Source organism: Tenacibaculum sp. XPcli2-G (assembly GCF_024124505.1).
GTDB lineage: Bacteria > Bacteroidota > Bacteroidia > Flavobacteriales > Flavobacteriaceae > Polaribacter > Polaribacter mesophilus.
Map to the genome: position 1 here is coordinate 208,246 of NZ_JAMXSH010000004.1, position 19,711 is coordinate 227,956.

The window sequence follows — 19,711 nt, forward strand, 5'->3', positions numbered from 1 at the left end:
TTAATCAATTGTTCTCACCTATTTTTAACCGAACTACCCTAGCAAAACATTGAATACAAATGAAAAAACTTACAATAATTTTAATTCTAGCTTTTATTGCAGTTGCTTCCTGTAAGCAGAGCAAACAAGAAAAACAACAAGTAACTCCTGAAAAGTTTGAGTTTACCGAGCTTATAAAAGAAGATTATGAACTTTATAAACCAACTAAAGAAATTAAAGCAGTTTTAATTTTGTTTGGTGGTTACCCTGAAGTTGCTAAAGACATTAAAAGAGAGTTTAAAATTCTTGATATCGCTAGAAAAAATAATATTGCGGTTATACTTTCTAATCTTAATCAGAAATTATGGCTTGAAGAAAACGAACAACAACAACTTGCTAAAAGTTTACAAACTATAATTACAGAAAACCAATTACCAACTGACAATATTTTTATTGGAGGTTTTTCAAGTGGTGGAGTTGTTAGTCTTTTAATAAGCAATTATATTGTTGGGAAGAAACAGTTCTATATCGACCCAAAAGGAGTATTTATAGTAGATTCCCCAATAGACTTGGTTGCTTTGTATAAATCTTCAGAAAAAAGTATAGAGCGAAACTTTTCAGAATCTGCAATTCTAGAAAGTACTTGGCTATTAGAAACATTAGGTAATAACTTTGGCAATCCTAAAGACAGTATTAAAAAATACGAGGAGAAGGCTGTTTTTACCTCTAATACAGACAATATTTCTAACATAGAGAAACTAAAAAGCACTAAGATTAGACTTTACACAGAACCTGATACTTTATGGTGGAAAAAGAATAGAATGGCTGATTATGACCAAATGAATGCTTTCTATATCAAAAAACTATATGAGAGTTTAAAAACTAAAGGTTTTAATAATGTTGAGTATATACCTACAACAAACAAAGGATATAGAGCTAATGGTGAACGACACCCTCACAGTTGGGCTATTGTTGACAAAAAAGACCTAATAAACTGGATATTGACAAAATAAATACTGATTATAGCAATTATTACAAGACTTCCTCGATTACTTCTTTTAACTTAATTGGATTCTTATAATATTAATATGTTTACAAGCTCTAGTAACAACTTCATCATTAACAATTAGAACTTCACACAGAGAGTACTTTGACTCTCTTTTCTTATAAATTTTCAAAAAAACAGATACTAAAAGTGCTAAAATCTTACTACTTTACACAACTAAAGTCTAGATTAAACGTATCTTTAAACTTTAATCGCAAATAATATTAATATGAATTTAAGAGGAGTTGTTTTTTTTATTTTTATACTCTCAAACTATTTGGCTTTTGCTAATGATACAATTATAAAACACCTACTTTTTACACCTCAAAAAATATCTATTAAGAAAAATACTATTGCTGTAGAACAAGCACAAATAATGTTTTTAGATAATTTTTTAAAAACAAGTAATAATGAAGCCTTTACAGGTAAACATATTATACAAACTAACAGAGGAAATTTTAAAGTTTGTTTTGAAATAGATAATAGTCTTCCAAATATAGATGCATATGAGCTAGAACTTAAAGCTTCAGAAATTAATTTATCTGCTAAAAATATAAGTGCTTTACGTTATGGTAAACAAACTTTAAACCAATTAATATCTTACGCTAAAGATAAGCACAACTCATTGCCTACCCTTAAAATTAGTGATTGGGCTGATTTTGAAAAGAGAGGTTACATGTTAGATATAAGTCGGAACAAAGTACCTAAAATGGAAAGTTTATATCAGTTAATAGATCAATTAGCAATATGGCGAATTAACGAGTTACAACTTTATACAGAACATACTTTTGCTTATCGTAATCATCCCATTGTATGGAAAAATGCGAGTCCGCTTACAGCCAGCCAAATTCAACAACTCGATTTTTATTGTTTAAAAAAAGGAATAGATTTAGTACCTAACCAAAATTCTTTTGGACATATGGAAAATTGGTTAAAACATGATGAATACTTAAGTTTAAGTGAGTGTGAAACCAATTGTAAAACAAAATGGGGTAATAAAAAAAGGACTGCCCTCGCCCCTACAAACCCTGAATCATTTAAATTAATACAAGAGTTATATGCAGAGCTTTTACCCAACTTTTCTAGCAATTATGCTAATATAGGAGGTGATGAAACTTTAGAGTTAGGTTTAGGTAAATCAAAATCATTATGCGACTCTATTGGTAAAGGAAAAGTATATTTAAATTTTTTAAAAAAGTTAAACACTGAGATTATAAAAAATGGAAAAAAAACTCAGTTTTGGGGTGATATTGTACTAAATCATCCTAAATTAATAAAGGATATTCCTAAAAATATGACTGCTTTAGTTTGGGGTTACGATGCTACTTATCCTTTCGATAAAAATTTAGCTAAATTCCATAAAGCTAACTTAAATTTTTACGTGTGCCCTGGTACGTCTAGTTGGCGTTCTGAAATTGGTAGAAACGCCAATGCCTTTATAAATCTTAAAAAAGCTGCAGTAGCAGGAAAAAAATATAAAGCCAAAGGTTATCTCATAACAGATTGGGGAGATTTTGGACATTTTCAACCAAAATCTGTCAGTTATCCCTCCTTAATTTTAGGAGCTAATTATGCATGGAATTACTCTGATAAAACAGAAAAAAATTTAGCCTTTCTTTTAAACAAGTTTGTATTTAAAGATGCTACAGGTTATGCTGCCAAAGCTGTCTTAACTTTAGGAAATTCTTACTTAAAAGCTAAAATACCTGAAGGAAATGCTAACGCTTTTCATTTAATGATTAGACGATTTAGATGGACTATAAAAGGACATTACCAAACCAAACATATTACCAAAAGTGGTTTATTAGCTTCTAAAGTTGAAATTAAAAAAGGACTCGCATTATTACATAAAGCACAACCAACAGCTTTAGATTCTTTAATCGTTATTAAAGAACTAGAACAAGCTTCTAAACTGGCTCTTTTTGGAATTGATTTAGGTTTAGCAAGATTAACAGCTAAAAATACGGCTACAAAAAATATTCCACAGAAAAAAAGAAAGGAATTAGCTTCTGAACTTACAACTTTAATAGAAAACCATAAAACAATTTGGTTACTTAGAAACCGAAAAGGAGGGCTACAAGATTCTACCGAAAAACTAGAAGACTTACTAAATTATTTAAAAGGATGACAGAAAAACAAAAAATGCTAAATGGTGACTACTATAATTCAAGAGATCCTGAATTAATTAAAGTTTACCACAAAGCCAGAAAGTTATTAAAAGAATATAATTTCTTAAATTCAGAGTTAACACTAGAACGAGATAGAATTTTATCTGAACTCTTTGCTTCAAAAGGTAATGGAGTTTGGATAGAAACGCCTTTTTTTTGTGATTATGGTGAAAATATTTCTATAGGAGAAAATACTTTTATAAACACTAACTGTATGTTTTTAGACAATAATAAAATTACCATTGGTAAAAATTGTTTAATAGCTCCTTATGTACAAATTTATACCGCTACACACCCCATAAAAGCTTCTGATCGTATTATTAACTCCAATAACACAACTCATTATCTAACTTCAACCAAACCAGTAACTATTGGAGATAATGTTTGGATTGGTGGTAATTCTATAATTTTTCCTGGAGTATCTATTGGAAATAATGTAACTATTGGTGCTGGTAGTACTGTTACTAAAAACATCCCCAGTGATGTGCTCGCTTTCGGCAACCCATGTGAAATAAGAAAAAAGTTAGATAGTTAACTATTAAAAAATAAAGAAGTTTATTCCTTAATATATTACGAAATCAATATTTTCAATATCTGATCCTCTAAAAGCTCCAGTAATACTATCTTCTAATTTTTGAGGTAAAGTTACCTTTTTTAACTTTTTGCTATCCTTAAAGGAGTCGCTCCCTAATGTTGTTATGTGCTCTGGAATTGTAAGTTCTTCAAAATTATTTTCAGCAAAACAATCATTACATAATTTAGTGACCGATTTTGGTAAATCTATACTCGTAAGTGCATTTCCTACAAAGCAAAACATATGAATTGTTGTTAATGATCCTTTTATAATGAGTTTTTCTATTTTATTTCTTCCAAAAGCTCCACCTCTTATTTCTGTAACTTTTGACGGTATAACTAACTCTTTAATTTCATTTTTATAAAAGGCATCCTCGTCTATATATTCTAAAAATTTTGGTAAGATTACTGCTTTGAGCCCTTTATCATCAAAAGCCTCCCTTAATATATACGTTACAGGTTTATTGTTTATATAGTCGGGCATCACAACACTTGTTGATTGTCCTATATAATCTAAAATTGCAATACCTCCGTTGAACTCTCTAAAAGAATACTCTTCATTTTTTAAAATCGTAACCTGCTCTTTCATTCTGTTTATTTTGTTTTATTGATAATTACAAATACTAAAATTATATAGAAGAAAGTGATTTTTGAAAAGTAATTTGTTTTCGTTGCTATTGTTTTTATATTCGTTTCAAAAAATATTGTTTTATAGTATGAAAAAACTACTCACAACAATATTTCTTATAATTTAAATTTTTCTTTTAGTTAATCAGGAATCAGGCTCTGTAATAACTGATAGTAAAACAAAGGAAAAAATCTGGTATGTAAATTATTTAAATAGTTTAAGTAAAAAACCGACAAATTGTTAAAAAAGAAATAATAAACTTTTATCTATGAATAAAATTGAAATAGCAAAAAAATATATAATGCATCTCCAAAACGGAAACATAAAAGAGATTATTAGTTTATTTAATAGTAATGGGATTGTTGAATCACCTATTTATGGAATAAGAAAAGCCGACGAATTTTATCTTGAATTAAATAATGACACTTCTAACTCTGAACTTTTCATAAAAGGAATTTTTGAACAAAATGACTCTAATAATTTAGCACTCTACTTTACTTACAAATGGACTTTAAAGAATAATAAAAAAGTAGAATTTGATGTTGTTGATATTATTGAGTTTGATTCTGAGTACAAAATAATGAAACTAAAAATAATTTATGACACAGTGACTTCTAGAAAATTAGTCAATGAATTAAAAAAATAAAAACTATGAAATGAATACCATGATTTGCGGAATTGGAACGTCTAAAATTTTAAGTACTGAAATAGAAATAGTAAAGTATCCCTTTAAACCTTCATTAGTATTTCCTAATAAAAAAATTAAAGCTTGTGAAATAGACGCTATATGCTACCAATCTTATCCTCCTTTAATCAAAATTAAGGATGAAGTAATTTTTATCCAAAAAGAAAAAGCTGAACTTTTAAAAAGTTTTGTTAAAAAAAACAATATTACAACCTTTAAAGAGTCTAAAAACTGGAATTGGCTGTTAGAGCCTTACCTTGACACAGTTTATACACATGAAGATGATTTAAATATAATTAACTTGTTAAATACAAACGGTATTTCTACCCCTGAAATCTTGCAAATAAGAAATGAAGTAGGTAAACAAATGTATAAATACAATTTTAACACCATGCTTTGGAATTGGTTTAGCTTAGGGCTGCCTGATGTTTTAGCTGCAATGAGAGTAAAATATAGAGAAAAAGAGTTTGCTAACTTTTATAAAAGAGCAATGGAAATTGAGTTAAGAAAGCCCTATCTAATTAAATAGCACACCAAACTTTTAGGAACTAAATTAGTTAATACTATTTTCACGTAACATTAACACAATTAAATTGTGCGCAACTTAATTTCTGGGTATTTTTGTGTTGTTATTTAAGTAAATTATGTCAGAACAATTAAAATTAAAAAATCAAGTATGTTTTCCTGTATATACACTTGCCAAGGAAATTATTAGTTTATACAGACCTTTATTAAAAGAGGTAGATTTAACCTATCCTCAATATTTAGTAATGATGGTTTTATGGGAAGAAGGCAATCAAAGTGTATCTGAAATTGGCACTAAACTAAACTTAGACAGTGGCACTCTTACTCCTTTATTAAAAAGACTAGAGCAAAAACACCTTATAGAAAGGAAAAGAGAAACCACCGATGAACGTGTTGTAAAAATTAACCTTACAGATAAAGGTAAAAGCATACACAAAAAAGCAACTTGTATTCCTGATCAAATGATGACTTCATTAAATGTTTCTACAGAAAAATTAATAGAGCTTAAAAACACAATAGAATATATTTTAAATCAAATCAATAAATAATGAAAACAATTTATAATATCAGCGCCAAAGCAACTGGTGGAAGAAATGGACATGTAAAAAGTGAAAACGGAGTTTTAGAACTTGATGTTAGACACCCTAAAGCCCTTGGAGGCGCTAATGACGACTATCCAAATCCTGAAATGCTTTTTGCAGCAGGATATTCGGCTTGTTTTGACAGTGCATTAAACCTAGTTATTAAAAAATCTAAAATTAACACTGGTACAACTACCGTTAAAGCAACAGTAAGTATTGGCCAAATAGAAAATGGAGGCTTTGGACTTGCAGTAGCCTTAGATGTAAATATTCCTGAAGTTTCTTTAGAAGAAGCTAAAAATTTAACCGAAAAAGCACATCAAGTATGTCCTTATTCAAATGCTACAAGAGGAAATATTGAAGTAACATTAAATACAACAAATAATTAAATATTAATACAATGTCATTAATAGAAAACCTTAACTGGAGACATGCTGTAAAAGCTTTTGACCCAAATAAAAAAGTAAGCGAAGAACATATTGAAAAAATTATAGAAGCTGCTAGATTAGCACCAACCTCATCAGGACTACAACAGTTTAGAGTCATTTCAATATCTAATCAGGAAGTTAAAGAAAAATTAGTACAAGGAGCCTTAAACCCTGACTCTATGAAAGACTGCTCACATGTATTAGTTTTTGCTGCTTGGGATAACTATACCGCAGAAAGAATAGATAAAGTATATGATTTTACTACTGATGAAAGAGGTTTACCTAGAGGAAGATTTAGCAGTTATACAGATATGCTTAAAAAAGCATATTTAAATCTTCCTAATGAAGTTAATTTTGCACATACCTCAAGGCAAACTTATATTGCTTTAGGCTTAGCTCTAGCACAAGCAGCAGAGTTAAAAGTAGACACTTGTCCTGCTGAAGGATTTGACAATAAAGTGGTTGATAAAGTTTTAGAGTTAGATAAAATAGGCTTAAAAAGTGTATCATTGATGTACATTGGGTATGCCGATGATGAAAAGGACTGGATTAAACCAATGAAAAAAGTTAGAATTCCTAGAGATGAGTTTGTTATTGATGTAAAATAGTACAGCAATAAACACCGTTTTATTAAAAAGTAAAACACTTAACTAAATGCTTTTCTTACAGCTTTGCCTGTTTATAGAAAAGCATTTGTTTTTTATTAATATAAATTCCATACTTCATTTTACAATGAAATAAGATATAAAAACGCCATGTACTTTTACACTCAAATAAACACGTAAGTAACTATAAACACTATAGAAAACACATTATTAATCTATTCAATAAAAAAAAACGCTCTTTTGCTCATCAATATTTAAATTGGAGTAATAGAGGACATTATATTGCAGGAGCATTGGGAGCTTCTCTTCTCAAAGCAATGATTAAAAAAGATTGGTTACGTAAAAAACCAAACTCTAGAGAAATTATTATTACCTCTTTTGGTAGAATAGAATTGAAAAATAAGTTAAATTTAGAGGTATAAAACATAATACTAACTTCTTTGAAAAAACTACTTTACTTACTTCTCTTTCTTCAACTTCCAGTTCAAGCACAACAAATATTATTCGTTGGAAATAGTTTAACCTATATGAACAACATGCCTAAAATGTTGGAGTATATTGGTAAACAACATGGTGTTACTATTAAAACCAAGAGCTTATGTTATCCTAATTACGCTATTATTGATCATATTAACGAAGGAAAACTTCAAAAATTACTAGCTAAAAAACAATTCGATTATCTAATTATTCAACAAGGTCCTTCCTCACAAGCAGAAGGAAAAAGAATGCTAGTACAAGATGGAGCTACAATAAAAGCCTTTTGCGAGCAATATAACACCAAACTTGGTTACTTTATGGTATGGCCATCCATTAGATATTACCATACTTTTGATAAAGTAATTGAAAATCACAAATCTGCTGCCAAACAAAATAATGCTTTGTTATTTCCTGTAGGTAATCTATGGAAAGAATACAATACTTATAAAGGCAAAGAGTCTTTATATAGCTTAGATAACTTTCATCCTTCAACAACTGGAAGTTTTGCAGCTGCCCTTACTATTTTTCATCAATTATATCCAACAAAAAACCTTCAACAACTCCCTTTTAAAAAGTATAAAAAATGGGTAGCTAATGAAGATTCTTTTAACTTGTTAGTTCAGTTAATAGAAAAGTATTAGGACTTCATACACTTTTTCAACACCTGTTCTGCCCTTTGTATATTAAATTTAGGATAAAATTTTTCTTTTATTTTTTCTTCCTTTCCTAGTTCAATGGCTCTTTTTACATTATTACAAAAAGGCTCTGTAGACTGCCCGAAAAAACGAGCTGCTCCCATATCTGACTCTGCTTTACTCAAAATAACTCTCGGATTATTAGGAGCTACTTTCAATGCTTTTTCATACAACGTAGCATTTTTCATCGACATCGTCATTCCATATTTCTGTCCATCAAAAGCCATATATGAAACATGCAATAATGCCTGTGTAATTAATATTTCAGGGTTTTCTGGTGAAATAGATTTTGCTGTATCTAAAAACTCTTGTGCCTTATTTAATTTAGCTATTAACGTTGCTTCTTCTTTTATTTGAAAACTTTCTAAAATGTTAATCATTCCTGCGTAATAAGACGGCAACCAGTTGTCTTTTTCTGCTTTAGAAATACGTTCGAATAATTGAGCTGCTTCCGTTGTTTCATTTGCTCCCCATAACTCAAATGCCTTTGTCATTCCTTTTTCGTATTTACTTTGTGCTGAAACACTTATTGTAAATATTAATAGTACTAATGTGATTATTTTTTTCATCTTTTTAATCTTAATTGTTTTGTTTTTATTACTCTACAGGAAGTAGGATATCTTCAATACTCTATCAAGTAACTAATTCTTCTTTTGTTAATTTATATTAATTACTAATGATATGTCTTTATTTACCAAGAATTTGGCGTCTTTATATTTTGGAGGTCCCATAAATCCTTTTGCATCGTTAGAAACTCCTATTGGCTCTTTTGGTATTCCTATAAAGTTTGTATCCATTTTTTTATTATTATTTGTATCATGAAAGCAAGAAACCGCATATGTGCCTTTTGGAATATCGTGAAACTCAACCCTAGCCTTTTTATTAGTAATCTTTACGATCTCTCCCTTATACCCTTCTTTTAAAAAACTTTTCTCCGTATTGTATAATGCCACAAATAATGCACCTTTATCTGATTTTATCCCTTTAAAATCAATTGAAATTGTATGTGTATTTTGGGCTACCATAGCTGTTAAGCACCCAAATAAAATTATCATTGTTAAAATTGTTTTTTTCATCTGTCTCGTATTTATTTTAGATAATATTGATTATTATTTTGACTATTCAAATATCTTTTGATTTTCGTTAATTATATAAAAAAGAATACTGAATCGTTATTTTTAATTACTGAATTGTTGTTATAAGTTATTTAACTGGTTGTCCTTTTTATTATCACTAATCGTCCAAAAGAACCCTACAAAGAAGAAACTATCCGCTGATGGTATTATAGCTTGTCGATTAAAAGTCCCAGCTGGATTTGGTGTGTTTTTATAATTATATCCAAACATATTTTGTGTTCCTAAAACATTATTTACTGAGAAATACAAGATTTTTTGCTGACTAATTAAGTACGCCCAGTTCAAACTTACAGAATTATAATTTTTAGTTTTCTGATTCAGAAACCCACTTTTATTAGGGTTTGTATAACTTCGTCCAGATGCAAAATTATAACTCATTCCTACTTGACTTTTCCAATCTGCAATCCAATGTTTTGCTACGACTGATAAGTTGTGTTTTGATGCAAAGTTTGGTGTAGCTTTTACTGGGTAGTTTTTATAATCTCTTTCAGTATCTAAAAACGAATAGGAAACCCAATAATCTGTGTTTTTTACATTTTTATTATCTCTCCAAAAAATATCTATTCCTTTTGAATACCCTTCTCCTAAGTTTGAGAAATTTGAATAGGGTAATGCTCTATCAGTATCATATTTTACTAAATCTTGATACTTTTTATAATATCCTTCTATTCTTAAAATTTGTTTGTTTTTAACATACTGATAATTTGCTATAAAATGAGAAGTATTCTCTGCTTTAAATTGCGTGTTGAATTTTAAATATTCATTTTTCGGATTTTGATAAAAGCGTCCGTAAGCAAATGAAAACTGTGCATTTTCTCCTGGTTTATAAGCTATAGAAGCCCTTGGTGAAATGGTGAACTCATCTAACAATTCAGAGTTTTCCATGCGTACTCCTACTTTCGTTGCTAACTTTTTACTAAAAAAGATATCTGCTTCAATAAAACTTCCAAAGATATTATTGTCAAACCCATACGTAGTATTTCCATTCGTTTCACTGCTATAATCTTCAGAGAAATCGGTTATAAAATATTCTGCACCAAAATTCAGTTTAAATCGGTTTGAAAATCTCTTTTTCAACGTTGCCTTAACATGAGCTGAGTTTTCATTATCTACAACCTTATCATCCAATATATTTATCTTTGAATTATCATTAGTAAACGATGCTCCTCCTGTAACTGTCCAGTTATTAGTTAAATGTTGTTTATAAGATCCATTGAAATACAAGTTTCTATTTTTCAACCCAAAACGAAATCCATCTTCATAATTAATATCCTCTTGAATCATATCAAAATCAGTATAACTATAAGCTCCGTACAACTTCAACAAAGACTCATTTTTAAATCTAAAACGATATACAGCTTCACCATTTAATGATTGCACTGGTTTATTCCAAGTATTCCTATCGGGAAATAATTTTTGATAGGGTGCTAAATTGATATAGGATGCGTTCACACTTAGTGAGCTTTTTCCAAATATCTGAGTGTTTCCTACTCCTAAACCAACTGTCATTAGTGAGATATCTGTCTTCTCTTTTACTGCTTCGTCATTCGTGTTTAGTAATAAAACACTTGACAATGCTTGACCGTATTCTGCTGAATATCCTCCTGTTGAAAACGTAATTCCTTTAAATAAAAACGGAGAAAATCGACCACGTGTAGGAATGTTACGTGCCGAAGGACTATACGGAGTAAACACTCGAACTCCATCTATAAAAATTTGTGTTTCCTCCGCCTCACCTCCACGCACAAACAAACGTCCATCTTCACTAACCGAAGAAGTCCCTGGCAAGGTTTGCAAGGCTCCAACAAAATCTCCCAGTGCGCTTGCGGTGGTTACTACATCTAAAGGTTTTAACGCTGTTACTTTGGCGTTATCTCCGGCTTCAAAAGTTCCAGCATTTATAGTTACTGCATCCAACGTATTTACATCTTCACGAAGTATTATTTTTAAATTTTTAAACGTTGATACTTCAGCTGTTTTTATATACGTTTCAAAAGAAATAAAAGACACTGTTAATGTTTGTTCTCCTTCTTCTGAAGTTGTAAAAGAGAAGTTTCCTTTTTCGTCAGACGAAGTTCCGTCATAAGTTTCCTCTAAATATACATTTGCTCCTTCAATAGGATTTCCTTTAGTATCAGTTACTTTTCCTTTAATAGTAGTTTGTGCAATTAATAATGTATGCGTTAAAAAACATACAATAAGTAATAAATGTTTCATTTTGTTCGTTTTTGACACCACAAAACTGCTTTCTTTTCAATCTTTAACACAAAAAGAAATACTCAACTGTATAATTTTACGGATGAATTGTTTTGCAAATCAAAACTAAGATTACTTAACTCTCCTTATTTTACCTTTCTTGCTTTTATTTATTCAAATCTTGCTAAATTTTAATATGTAAGGCCTACAATACTTTTGATAAAGTTGTACTTTTACATAGTATAAATTAACAATAATGGCACACGATTTAAGTGACTATAGAAAATCTTACGAAAAAAGAGAGTTACTAGAGAATAATTGTCCTAAGAATCCTATTGAATTGTTTAGGGATTGGTTTTTTGTTGCAGATGAATCTGAAATGGTAGAGGAAGCAAATGCTATGACGATTGCGTCTATCGGGTTAGATGGCTTTCCAAAAAGCAGGGTTGTTTTATTAAAAAAATACACTTGGGAAGGTTTTATTTTTTATACCAATTACAATTCAGAGAAAGGAAAGGCTATTTTAAATAACAATCATGTATGCCTATCTTTTTTTTGGGCTGGTTTAGAACAACAAATTATCATTAAAGGAAAGGCTGAGAAGCTTGCTGAGAATTTGTCTGACGGGTATTTTGAATCGAGACCAGATGGAAGTAAATTAGGTGCTTGGGCTTCTAATCAAAGTGAGGTAGTTACCTCTCGTAATGAGCTAGATAACAATCTTGCTTCTTTTGAAAAAAAGTTTGAGAATCAAGAAATCCCTAGACCTAAACATTGGGGTGGTTTTTTAGTAAAACCAGTTTCTATTGAGTTTTGGCAAGGGCGCCCTAACCGTATGCACGATCGCATTCGATACACCTTACAAAAAGATTTTTCTTGGAAACTTGAACGTTTAGCTCCTTAGTTTTATATTTACATAGCTTTTTATAATTAAATGAAAACACTTTATATTGTTCGTCACGCAAAATCATCATGGAAATATGAGAGCGTTAAAGATATTGACAGACCTTTAAAAGAACGTGGTATTAACGATGCCCATCTTTTATCTAAGTACCTAGCGGAAGAAATAAAAAGACCTGACGTATTTCTTTCTAGTAGTGCCAACAGAGCACTTCATACAGCTGTTATTTTTTGTGAGAACTTTGGATATCCTTTATCCAATCTTAAAATAAAACGTCAATTGTATAGCTTTAGTGATGGTTATTTAGTAAAAACAGTAAAAGCTCTTGACGATAGCTTTAACAGTGCTATTGTTTTTAGCCACGACCATGGTATAAATAGTTTTGTAAATAAATTTGGAAACAAACCTATTGCACATGTAACTACTTGTGGGGTTGTTGGAATAGAGTTTGATACAAAGCATTGGAAAGATATTAAAAAAGGAAACACAGTTTTAGTCGAGTTTCCTAAAAACCATAGATAAATTAGTACATTTTGAAGATAAAGAAGTACGGCGCTATTGATATAGGATCTAATGCAGTAAGGTTATTAGTAGCCAACGTTATTGAAGAAAAAAATAAAGAACCACAATTTAAAAAATCATCCTTAGTTCGTGTTCCTATTCGTTTAGGAGCGGACGCTTTTGTTTCTGGAAAAATATCAGAGGCGAATACTCAAAGAATGCTTGATGCAATGCAAGCCTTTAAATTAATCATGAAAATTCATGGTGTTGAAAAATACAAAGCCTGTGCTACCTCAGCAATGAGAGAAGCTGAAAATGGAGTAGAAGTTGCCGCTACTATTTTAGAAAATACTGATGTTAAGATTGATATTATTGACGGAAAAAAAGAAGCAGCTATAATTTCTTCAACAGATTTAAATCAATTAATAGAATCTGATGCTACTTACTTATATGTTGATGTTGGTGGGGGGAGTACAGAGTTTACTTTGTTTTCTAAAGGAAAAATTATTAACTCTAAATCTTTTAAAATAGGTACTGTACGTTTACTTAATAATACAAAACCTGAAAATAAAGCGCTTTTTAAAAAGGTTCAAAAATGGATTGAAGAAAATACTGGTGACTATAAACGTATTTCTTTAATTGGTTCTGGAGGAAATATTAATAAGCTATTTAAAATGTCTGGTAGAGATAGTGGTAAACCTATTTCATACATTTATCTTAATGCTCAGTACCAATTCTTAAAAAAGATGAGTTATCATGAACGAATCTCGGAATTAAGTTTAAACCCTGATAGGGCCGATGTAATTATTCCTGCTACAAAAATATACTTATCTGCCATGAAGTGGAGTGGTGCAAGAAAAATATACGTTCCTAAAATTGGGCTTTCTGACGGAATAATTAAAAGCCTATACTTTAATAAACTTTAGATTTACTATTACTTTTTATTTGTGACTCTTTTGGAATTGTAGTGTCTTAATAAGTATAAGTAATATTTTATTTACTATACTTCTCTAACAAGTAATCAAAAAAAACCGAGCTATTTGCTCGGTTTTTTATTTTAGTTTCTTCTTATTTGTACTTTGTCTGTTTTTAACTCTTTCTGTATCCAACTTCTCAGTTCGTTTTCATTTTTTACAAGAATAGAGTCCTTTAACTTTGCATTCCATTTTACTGATACTACTGTTGCTGTATCTACTTTTATAAAGTCGCTTGAAGATAGAACTTTAGCTAAACTCATTTCTTTTATATCATTGAATCTAATTTTTGCCTCTGTACTAATTTTACTAAAAGGAATTGAATTCTTATCTCTATATAAAGCTTGTTGTTCAATCGTTTGATTTAAATTAGATATGGTTCTTTTTAAATCATCAATCTCCATATGTAAACCTTTTATAACATTGTCTTTTTCATCTAATTCTTTTACAGCTCTATCATAAGCATCTACTACTCTATCAACACTTTTAGCTTTATTTTCATTTATAACTAAAGAATAAGAATCTATTTTAGGAAAAGCCTTTAATTCGTTACGTAAAAATGACTCTGTTGCATCACTCACATCACCATTAAAAAACAAGCTTATTGTTTTATCTTTAACTTCTAGTCTTTCACGCTGTAGCCATAAGTTAGGATTATCGTATACTTTTGCTTTTAAAAACCTTTTATAGTTTGCGTCTATTACACTCTCATTATACACTCCTACAAAAGTAAATACCGCTGGAACCATTACTAAAAAGGCTATAAAAGACGCTATTTGCGCTATTCTTTTACGTTTGGCTGAGTTTACATAACGAATCATAGTAAAACCTAACAGTTTTAATACTAAGAAAGTTGCTAAAGCGATAAAAATAGTATTAATTGTAAACAAGTACATCGCACCAAGAAAGTAGTCAAAATTACCTATTGCTAAACCATACCCTGCAGTACACAAAGGCGGCATTAAAGCTGTTGCAATTGCTACACCAAAGATTACAGAAGCAATTGTTCCTTTTTTGGTTCGTGCAATAATTAATGCTAAACCACCAAAAAAAGCTATTAATACATCTCGAATATCTGGTCTTACCCTACCTAATAACTCCGAAGTTTCTTCACGAAGTGGAAATATAAAGAAAAATAGAAATGCAGTTAATAAGCTCAATACAATCATAGTTGCTAAGTTTATTAACGATTTTCGTAATGTGTCAATATCATTAATAGCAATAGACATTCCTACTCCTAAAATAGGTCCCATTAGTGGAGATATTAACATGGCTCCAATTACTACTGCTGTTGAGTTTGCATTTAAACCAATAGATGCCACAAAAATAGAACAGATTAAAATCCAAGCTGTGGCTCCTTTAAAAGAAATATCACTTTTTATTGCTTCTATTGTTGCTTCTTGGTCTGTATCATCTCTAAAATCGAGTAACTCTAAAATAAACTTTTTTACTTTTTCCCATAAACCTTTTGCATCTTGCTGTATCGCTTGCTTCGATTGCTCCGCTGCTGCTTCTTGTTTATTTTCTTCCATAAATTCTAATTTTTGTTAACTTTGGAAAGATACGAAATTCAGTAATTAGTAAAGGCTAAAAAACTCCGAGAGACAAACTATTTTAGTTTACTTAAATAATTTCGTAACAAAGACTAATCTTTTTTAATAACCTCACTAAAAAAATTAAGGTTACTCTAAAATAAATAAATCGTTATTATAAACTATTTCTCTGATACCCAGTTTATATGGTAATATTTGTTCAGAGTACTCTTTGTATAAGCTAGGGTTTATTTCTCCTGTAAAGAGTAGCTTTCCTTCCTCGTTATATGTTTGTATTGTTATAATTTCGTCTACTTTACTCATTTTTAAGTATACTTCAGATTGATATCTAGAGTTGGCTTTTAAATATACTATTCCTGTTACTAATTTACCTTTTGAGAAAACTGCAGTATATTTAGGTTTGTTTTTTTCATATTGAACAACTTCTCCTTCTAATTGGTTATTTAATTCCTTATACGTTAATAGCAGCTGGTTTTGCAAATTGTAAACAGTGGTACTCGTTTCTTTTTCTGATATATATTCGGTAATTATTTTTTGATTTTTATTTTGTTCTATTTTCTTTACTAGAGCACCATTTTTATATGTTTTTTTGGTTCCATAAAGGTCATTCTTTTGCCCTTCAAAAGGCTTTCCTTTCTTATATAATAATCGAGATATTTCTTTACCTTTTTCATCATAATAAATACTATATCCTTCTTTTTTATTTTCGTAATAATTTTCTTCTTTTTGTTTTTTACCTCTTTTATAATAAATAAAAGTTCCATGCTTTTTATCGTTTACGTAATTTCCAGTTTCCTTTAAAGTTTTTTCGTCGTATTCAAACTTTTTATAAACTCCTTCCTTTAATCCATTTTTTACATTTATTTCTATTCGATCTTTATAATCATACATAATACCTGTAGGTTCTTGATTACTAAAGGTTGCTTTCCCTATTAATTCTTCTTCTTTAGAGTAAAATTTAGCTTCCGAATTAACATCTATATCTTCTCTTAAAACATATTCATTATTCCTTGAGTTATATACTTTTTGATATCTTTTTGATTTTATAAGTTTTCCTTTATTTAACTCTTTAACTTCTTCTATTTGATCTGTTTTATAGAAATACTTGTATTCTGTTCCTGTTTTAGTTATAAAGTTATAATTAGCGATAACTTTTCCGCTTTTATCGTAATAAATTGCTTTTAACTTTTTTCTGTACGAATTAAGTTTATAGGTTACTTCACTTTTTTTTCCTCCATTAATATAGTAGTTAATGATTTTTGATAAACTTCCATCTTCGTAGAATCTTGTTTCTTTATAAAGAGCGTTATCTTCTTTATAATCATACTTTGTTCTTTCTACTACTTCTCCATCTTTAAAGCTCTCTTTTTCTGAAATTTTGTTTCTATAGTTTTTCTTATACAGAGTACCTTCAATAGGAGTTGGCGAGTAATAACCTGCTTCTAAAGCTCTAGAGTTATAATAACCTTCTTTTAGCTTTACTTTTAGTCTTCCTAACTTCTTTCCTGAAATATCATAATAGGTAATTTCTGAATTTTTTAAATGCGAAAATACCAATGTAGTATCTTTATAATATTCAACTACTTCTTCTGCTATTCCTTTTTTGTAAGTAATATCTTGTTTATTACCTCCTTTATTTTTTACAACTCTACCTTCTAATTTATCATTTATTTGTTCTAACACCCCTATTTGAGTACCTTGATCATCGTAGCTTATTACCTTAACAAGGTTCCTTTTATCTCTAAATTCTTCTTTTTTAATTAGAATACCTTGTTTGTTAAATGTTTCAACCTTTTTTAATTTTCCTTTTTCATAAGTATTTATTTTTTTTACCACTGCTGTCTTGGTGAAAAAAAACAAGTATTTCTTTCCTTCATAAGGAGTTTTATAATTTAATTCTTCTTCATACTTGTATTGTATAGCCCCTAACTTGTTGTTTTGTTCATCATAAAATGTTTCTGTTAAAGTACTTTTATTAAAACGATTACGAGTAATTCCATTATGATAAAAGTATTGTGTAAAAACTGGATTTCCTTGTTCATATTCTGCAATATATTTAACACGCATTGGGTTATAATAATAGCTTACTTTTTTACCATCTCTATATGCTCTTTTATCATAAGTTATCTGTCCTATTTTTTTTCCTTTTTTACCATAATATATTTCTTTAGTTATTTTTCCTTTATCATAGTAATACTCATAACGAATATCATTTTTATCTCCTTCAAAAAATATTCTTTTTGTTATTTTTCCATTCTCGTAGGTAACCTCTTCGATTGCTATAGTCGTTTTTTTGTCTTTACTTTCTGTATAATAAGTAGATATTCCTTTTAGTTGCTTATCATCAAAACTCATTTTCTTTATAAGTTTTCCTTCTTTAGTATACCAAAAGGCTTGTTGCAAATAAATACTATCTTTATACTTAGAAAGTCCTGTCATTTGTAATGTACCATCTATATAAAAGTCATTAACACGATATAGTTTTCCCTCCTTTTTTATAGGGTTTCTATAAAAAAAAGCATTTTCTTTATTGGTTTCTTTCCAGTTTTTATCTAACCAAAGTGTGTCTTTTTGAGCTTTAGCTATAGTTATACAACACAATAATAAAGCAATTGTAAAAAAGGATTTCATATATTAATTTTATATGTTTTTAATTTAAATGTTAGTTGTGACGTGCAACATTTTTTTTGAGTTTCAAAAATACAGTAATTTCAGAACGTTATTAAAATATACGTAAACCATATTTAGTTACAAATCCAAAAATATAGGGCTTTTGAGTATTACCAAAAGCCCTATATTTATTATTGAAGTTCTACTAATTTTTATAGTAATGTTTAAAAACTATTAAATCTTTAACTTACTTTTTAAATTCGGTATTACCAAAAGCCCTATATTTATTATTGAAGTTCTACTAATTTTTATAGTAATGTTTAAAAACTATTAAATCTTTAACTTACTTTTTAAATTCGGTGAAACTGCATCTTTATGTAATAAAACAGATATTGTTTTCAATTTAAAATAAGGAACTGACATATATACATACCCCTGATTTCCTTGATTTTTACCCCAAGAGTTCTTTACTTTAAAATAGGTATTTCCTTTTTGATCTTTTACCAAACCTACAATATGCATTAAGTGATCGTCCGTTGTATTAAAGTTTTCAAATTCTGCTTGACGTAAACTTGGTGTAACAGTTCTTTCTTCAACTATTTCTGTTAGTGCTTTTTCATTTTCTGTGCTACTTGCAGGAATTATTGCTACTCCATTTTTTGATGAAAATGTTTTTTCTGAAACATCACAATCTAACTCTACGGTGTATCCTTTTTTAATTGCGTTTTCTGTTACTGCAACTAATTCATCTAAAGAAACATTATAAAAAGCTCCGTTTGAAAAATTATCTGGAATATTTAAGATGAATTGATCATATTTTTTTGCATGCTCAAAAGAACTAATCGTTACATAGTTTGAAGGATCTATTTTTACATACTCTGCAAACGTTTTAGGAGTATATTTTTTTCCTTCAAAAGTAAATTCCTTTTTATTTTTTCCTAAGTATACATCCAAAACACTTTCTACTGATTGCTTCCACTTTGGACTTAATTCTCCTGCTGGATTTTTGATATAAGCATCCAACATCGATTTTAATACCGCAATCATTTCAGCGTGATTATGTCTATCTTGTCCTAAATCTAAACCAGTAAAAACTTGCTCAGGTACTAATCCGTATTTTTCTACAGAATTAATAACATCATGTGCCAAACCTCCTTCGCTAAATTGTGCTTTTCCTTGGCGGTATAAGTAATTATTTGCTTTATCTGAATACGTGTTACGAACCGTATACATTTCAGATAAATCAATGCTTTTACCTGTCAATCTAATAATTTCTGATTCTAAAAAAGAGGTTGTAGAAAAGCTCCAACATGTTCCTGTTCTTCCTTGGCTTTTAACTTCAGTATCTTCAATGTCTTTTACTGTTGAAAACTGATACTTTTGTGCTGAAGTTGAAGTTATACTTAAAAAAGTAAATGCTGCTCCTAATAGAATTTTTTTCATATTTAAAA

19 protein-coding genes are annotated in these 19,711 nt (G+C 29.4%); 12 read left to right on the forward strand and 7 right to left on the reverse strand.

What is annotated here, in order from left to right; translation table 11 throughout:
* Window positions 1-59 precede the first annotated feature (59 nt).
* The 3 genes from NH341_RS11820 to NH341_RS11830 all read left to right on the forward strand — a co-directional run bounded on the left by NH341_RS11820 (window position 60) and on the right by NH341_RS11830 (window position 3,727).
* A complete protein-coding gene (locus NH341_RS11820; RefSeq protein ID WP_253057023.1) occupies window positions 60-992 on the forward strand; it encodes a hypothetical protein in 933 nt (310 codons plus the stop codon).
* A gap of 261 nt (window positions 993-1,253) precedes the next feature.
* Window positions 1,254-3,152: a family 20 glycosylhydrolase gene (locus tag NH341_RS11825; protein ID WP_047790152.1), complete on the forward strand. Its 1,899-nt coding sequence runs from the start codon at window positions 1,254-1,256 to the stop codon at window positions 3,150-3,152.
* On the forward strand, window positions 3,149-3,727 hold the full coding sequence (locus NH341_RS11830) for a sugar O-acetyltransferase (protein WP_073184447.1): 579 nt from the start codon (window positions 3,149-3,151) through the stop codon (window positions 3,725-3,727). Before NH341_RS11825 ends, NH341_RS11830 begins: the two co-directional genes overlap by 4 nt.
* Before the next feature lie 27 nt (window positions 3,728-3,754).
* On the opposite strand, the gene NH341_RS11835 is transcribed toward NH341_RS11830, so the two are convergent.
* Window positions 3,755-4,354 carry a leucine-rich repeat domain-containing protein gene (locus NH341_RS11835; RefSeq protein WP_073184449.1) on the reverse strand — a complete coding sequence of 200 codons (600 nt, stop codon included), beginning with the start codon at window positions 4,352-4,354 and terminating at the stop codon, window positions 3,755-3,757.
* 307 nt (window positions 4,355-4,661) lie between these two features.
* Between NH341_RS11835 and NH341_RS11840 the strand changes: the two genes are divergently transcribed.
* The 6 genes from NH341_RS11840 (at window position 4,662) to NH341_RS11865 (ending at window position 8,335) form a co-directional block, all read left to right on the forward strand.
* Entirely contained in the window at window positions 4,662-5,039 is a 378-nt protein-coding gene (locus tag NH341_RS11840) for a nuclear transport factor 2 family protein (protein WP_253057024.1), read from the forward strand.
* A 10-nt stretch (window positions 5,040-5,049) separates the two neighbouring features.
* On the forward strand, window positions 5,050-5,607 hold the full coding sequence (locus NH341_RS11845; RefSeq protein ID WP_083574841.1) for a hypothetical protein: 558 nt from the start codon (window positions 5,050-5,052) through the stop codon (window positions 5,605-5,607).
* A 115-nt stretch (window positions 5,608-5,722) separates the two neighbouring features.
* Complete coding sequence (locus NH341_RS11850; RefSeq protein WP_047790148.1) at window positions 5,723-6,151, forward strand: MarR family winged helix-turn-helix transcriptional regulator; 429 nt, start codon at window positions 5,723-5,725, stop codon at window positions 6,149-6,151.
* Window positions 6,151-6,573, forward strand: a complete 423-nt coding sequence (locus NH341_RS11855) for an organic hydroperoxide resistance protein (RefSeq protein ID WP_047790147.1) — start codon at window positions 6,151-6,153, stop codon at window positions 6,571-6,573. The genes NH341_RS11850 and NH341_RS11855 overlap by 1 nt, the downstream gene beginning before the upstream one ends.
* Before the next feature lie 11 nt (window positions 6,574-6,584).
* A complete protein-coding gene (locus NH341_RS11860) occupies window positions 6,585-7,220 on the forward strand; it encodes a nitroreductase family protein (RefSeq protein WP_047790146.1) in 636 nt (211 codons plus the stop codon).
* Between the two features lie 437 nt (window positions 7,221-7,657).
* Window positions 7,658-8,335, forward strand: a complete 678-nt coding sequence (locus NH341_RS11865; RefSeq protein ID WP_253057025.1) for an SGNH/GDSL hydrolase family protein — start codon at window positions 7,658-7,660, stop codon at window positions 8,333-8,335.
* On the opposite strand, the gene NH341_RS11870 is transcribed toward NH341_RS11865, so the two are convergent.
* From NH341_RS11870 to NH341_RS11880, 3 genes are all read right to left on the reverse strand, one after another.
* Window positions 8,332-8,958 (reverse strand): M48 family metallopeptidase, encoded by a 627-nt coding sequence (locus NH341_RS11870; protein WP_253057026.1) that lies wholly within the window; start codon window positions 8,956-8,958, stop codon window positions 8,332-8,334. The genes NH341_RS11865 and NH341_RS11870 overlap by 4 nt on opposite strands.
* An 87-nt stretch (window positions 8,959-9,045) precedes the next feature.
* On the reverse strand, window positions 9,046-9,465 hold the full coding sequence (locus tag NH341_RS11875) for a DUF2141 domain-containing protein (RefSeq protein WP_253057027.1): 420 nt from the start codon (window positions 9,463-9,465) through the stop codon (window positions 9,046-9,048).
* A 120-nt stretch (window positions 9,466-9,585) separates the two neighbouring features.
* Complete coding sequence (locus tag NH341_RS11880; protein ID WP_253057029.1) at window positions 9,586-11,742, reverse strand: TonB-dependent receptor; 2,157 nt, start codon at window positions 11,740-11,742, stop codon at window positions 9,586-9,588.
* A gap of 235 nt (window positions 11,743-11,977) precedes the next feature.
* Here NH341_RS11880 and pdxH point away from each other — a divergent pair, with 235 nt between their 5' ends.
* Genes pdxH through NH341_RS11895 form a run of 3 tightly spaced genes read left to right on the forward strand, consistent with a single transcriptional unit; the run spans window position 11,978 to window position 14,049 of the window.
* A complete protein-coding gene (gene pdxH / locus NH341_RS11885; protein ID WP_047790142.1) occupies window positions 11,978-12,625 on the forward strand; it encodes a pyridoxamine 5'-phosphate oxidase in 648 nt (215 codons plus the stop codon).
* Window positions 12,626-12,655: 30 nt separating this feature from the next.
* On the forward strand, window positions 12,656-13,144 hold the full coding sequence (locus tag NH341_RS11890) for a histidine phosphatase family protein (protein WP_047790141.1): 489 nt from the start codon (window positions 12,656-12,658) through the stop codon (window positions 13,142-13,144).
* Between the two features lie 8 nt (window positions 13,145-13,152).
* Complete coding sequence (locus NH341_RS11895) at window positions 13,153-14,049, forward strand: Ppx/GppA phosphatase family protein (protein ID WP_239180155.1); 897 nt, start codon at window positions 13,153-13,155, stop codon at window positions 14,047-14,049.
* Window positions 14,050-14,180: 131 nt separating this feature from the next.
* Here NH341_RS11895 and NH341_RS11900 read toward each other — a convergent pair whose 3' ends face one another.
* The 3 genes from NH341_RS11900 to NH341_RS11910 all read right to left on the reverse strand — a co-directional run bounded on the left by NH341_RS11900 (window position 14,181) and on the right by NH341_RS11910 (window position 19,703).
* The gene (locus NH341_RS11900) at window positions 14,181-15,629 is read right to left on the reverse strand and encodes a DUF389 domain-containing protein (RefSeq protein ID WP_047790139.1); all 1,449 of its coding nucleotides are present in this window, start codon (window positions 15,627-15,629) and stop codon (window positions 14,181-14,183) included.
* Between the two features lie 150 nt (window positions 15,630-15,779).
* On the reverse strand, window positions 15,780-18,281 hold the full coding sequence (locus NH341_RS11905) for a toxin-antitoxin system YwqK family antitoxin (protein WP_253057031.1): 2,502 nt from the start codon (window positions 18,279-18,281) through the stop codon (window positions 15,780-15,782).
* Window positions 18,282-18,590: 309 nt separating this feature from the next.
* A complete protein-coding gene (locus NH341_RS11910) occupies window positions 18,591-19,703 on the reverse strand; it encodes an aminopeptidase C (protein ID WP_253057033.1) in 1,113 nt (370 codons plus the stop codon).
* Window positions 19,704-19,711: the final 8 nt, after the last annotated feature.

Bases quoted from the DNA above. Each gene is read 5' to 3' on its own strand.
- NH341_RS11840 (WP_253057024.1), top strand. From the start codon at position 4,662: ATGAATAAAATTGAAATAGCAAAAAAATATATAATGCATCTCCAAAAC.
- NH341_RS11835 (WP_073184449.1), bottom strand. From the start codon at position 4,354: ATGAAAGAGCAGGTTACGATTTTAAAAAATGAAGAGTATTCTTTTAGA.
- NH341_RS11890 (WP_047790141.1), top strand. From the start codon at position 12,656: ATGAAAACACTTTATATTGTTCGTCACGCAAAATCATCATGGAAATAT.
- NH341_RS11875 (WP_253057027.1), bottom strand. From the start codon at position 9,465: ATGAAAAAAACAATTTTAACAATGATAATTTTATTTGGGTGCTTAACA.
- NH341_RS11845 (WP_083574841.1), top strand. From the start codon at position 5,050: ATGAATACCATGATTTGCGGAATTGGAACGTCTAAAATTTTAAGTACT.
- NH341_RS11825 (WP_047790152.1), top strand. From the start codon at position 1,254: ATGAATTTAAGAGGAGTTGTTTTTTTTATTTTTATACTCTCAAACTAT.
- NH341_RS11860 (WP_047790146.1), top strand. From the start codon at position 6,585: ATGTCATTAATAGAAAACCTTAACTGGAGACATGCTGTAAAAGCTTTT.
- NH341_RS11900 (WP_047790139.1), bottom strand. From the start codon at position 15,629: ATGGAAGAAAATAAACAAGAAGCAGCAGCGGAGCAATCGAAGCAAGCG.
- pdxH (WP_047790142.1), top strand. From the start codon at position 11,978: ATGGCACACGATTTAAGTGACTATAGAAAATCTTACGAAAAAAGAGAG.
- NH341_RS11830 (WP_073184447.1), top strand. From the start codon at position 3,149: ATGACAGAAAAACAAAAAATGCTAAATGGTGACTACTATAATTCAAGA.
- NH341_RS11910 (WP_253057033.1), bottom strand. From the start codon at position 19,703: ATGAAAAAAATTCTATTAGGAGCAGCATTTACTTTTTTAAGTATAACT.
- NH341_RS11850 (WP_047790148.1), top strand. From the start codon at position 5,723: ATGTCAGAACAATTAAAATTAAAAAATCAAGTATGTTTTCCTGTATAT.
- NH341_RS11880 (WP_253057029.1), bottom strand. From the start codon at position 11,742: ATGAAACATTTATTACTTATTGTATGTTTTTTAACGCATACATTATTA.
- NH341_RS11905 (WP_253057031.1), bottom strand. From the start codon at position 18,281: ATGAAATCCTTTTTTACAATTGCTTTATTATTGTGTTGTATAACTATA.
- NH341_RS11855 (WP_047790147.1), top strand. From the start codon at position 6,151: ATGAAAACAATTTATAATATCAGCGCCAAAGCAACTGGTGGAAGAAAT.
- NH341_RS11870 (WP_253057026.1), bottom strand. From the start codon at position 8,958: ATGAAAAAAATAATCACATTAGTACTATTAATATTTACAATAAGTGTT.
- NH341_RS11820 (WP_253057023.1), top strand. From the start codon at position 60: ATGAAAAAACTTACAATAATTTTAATTCTAGCTTTTATTGCAGTTGCT.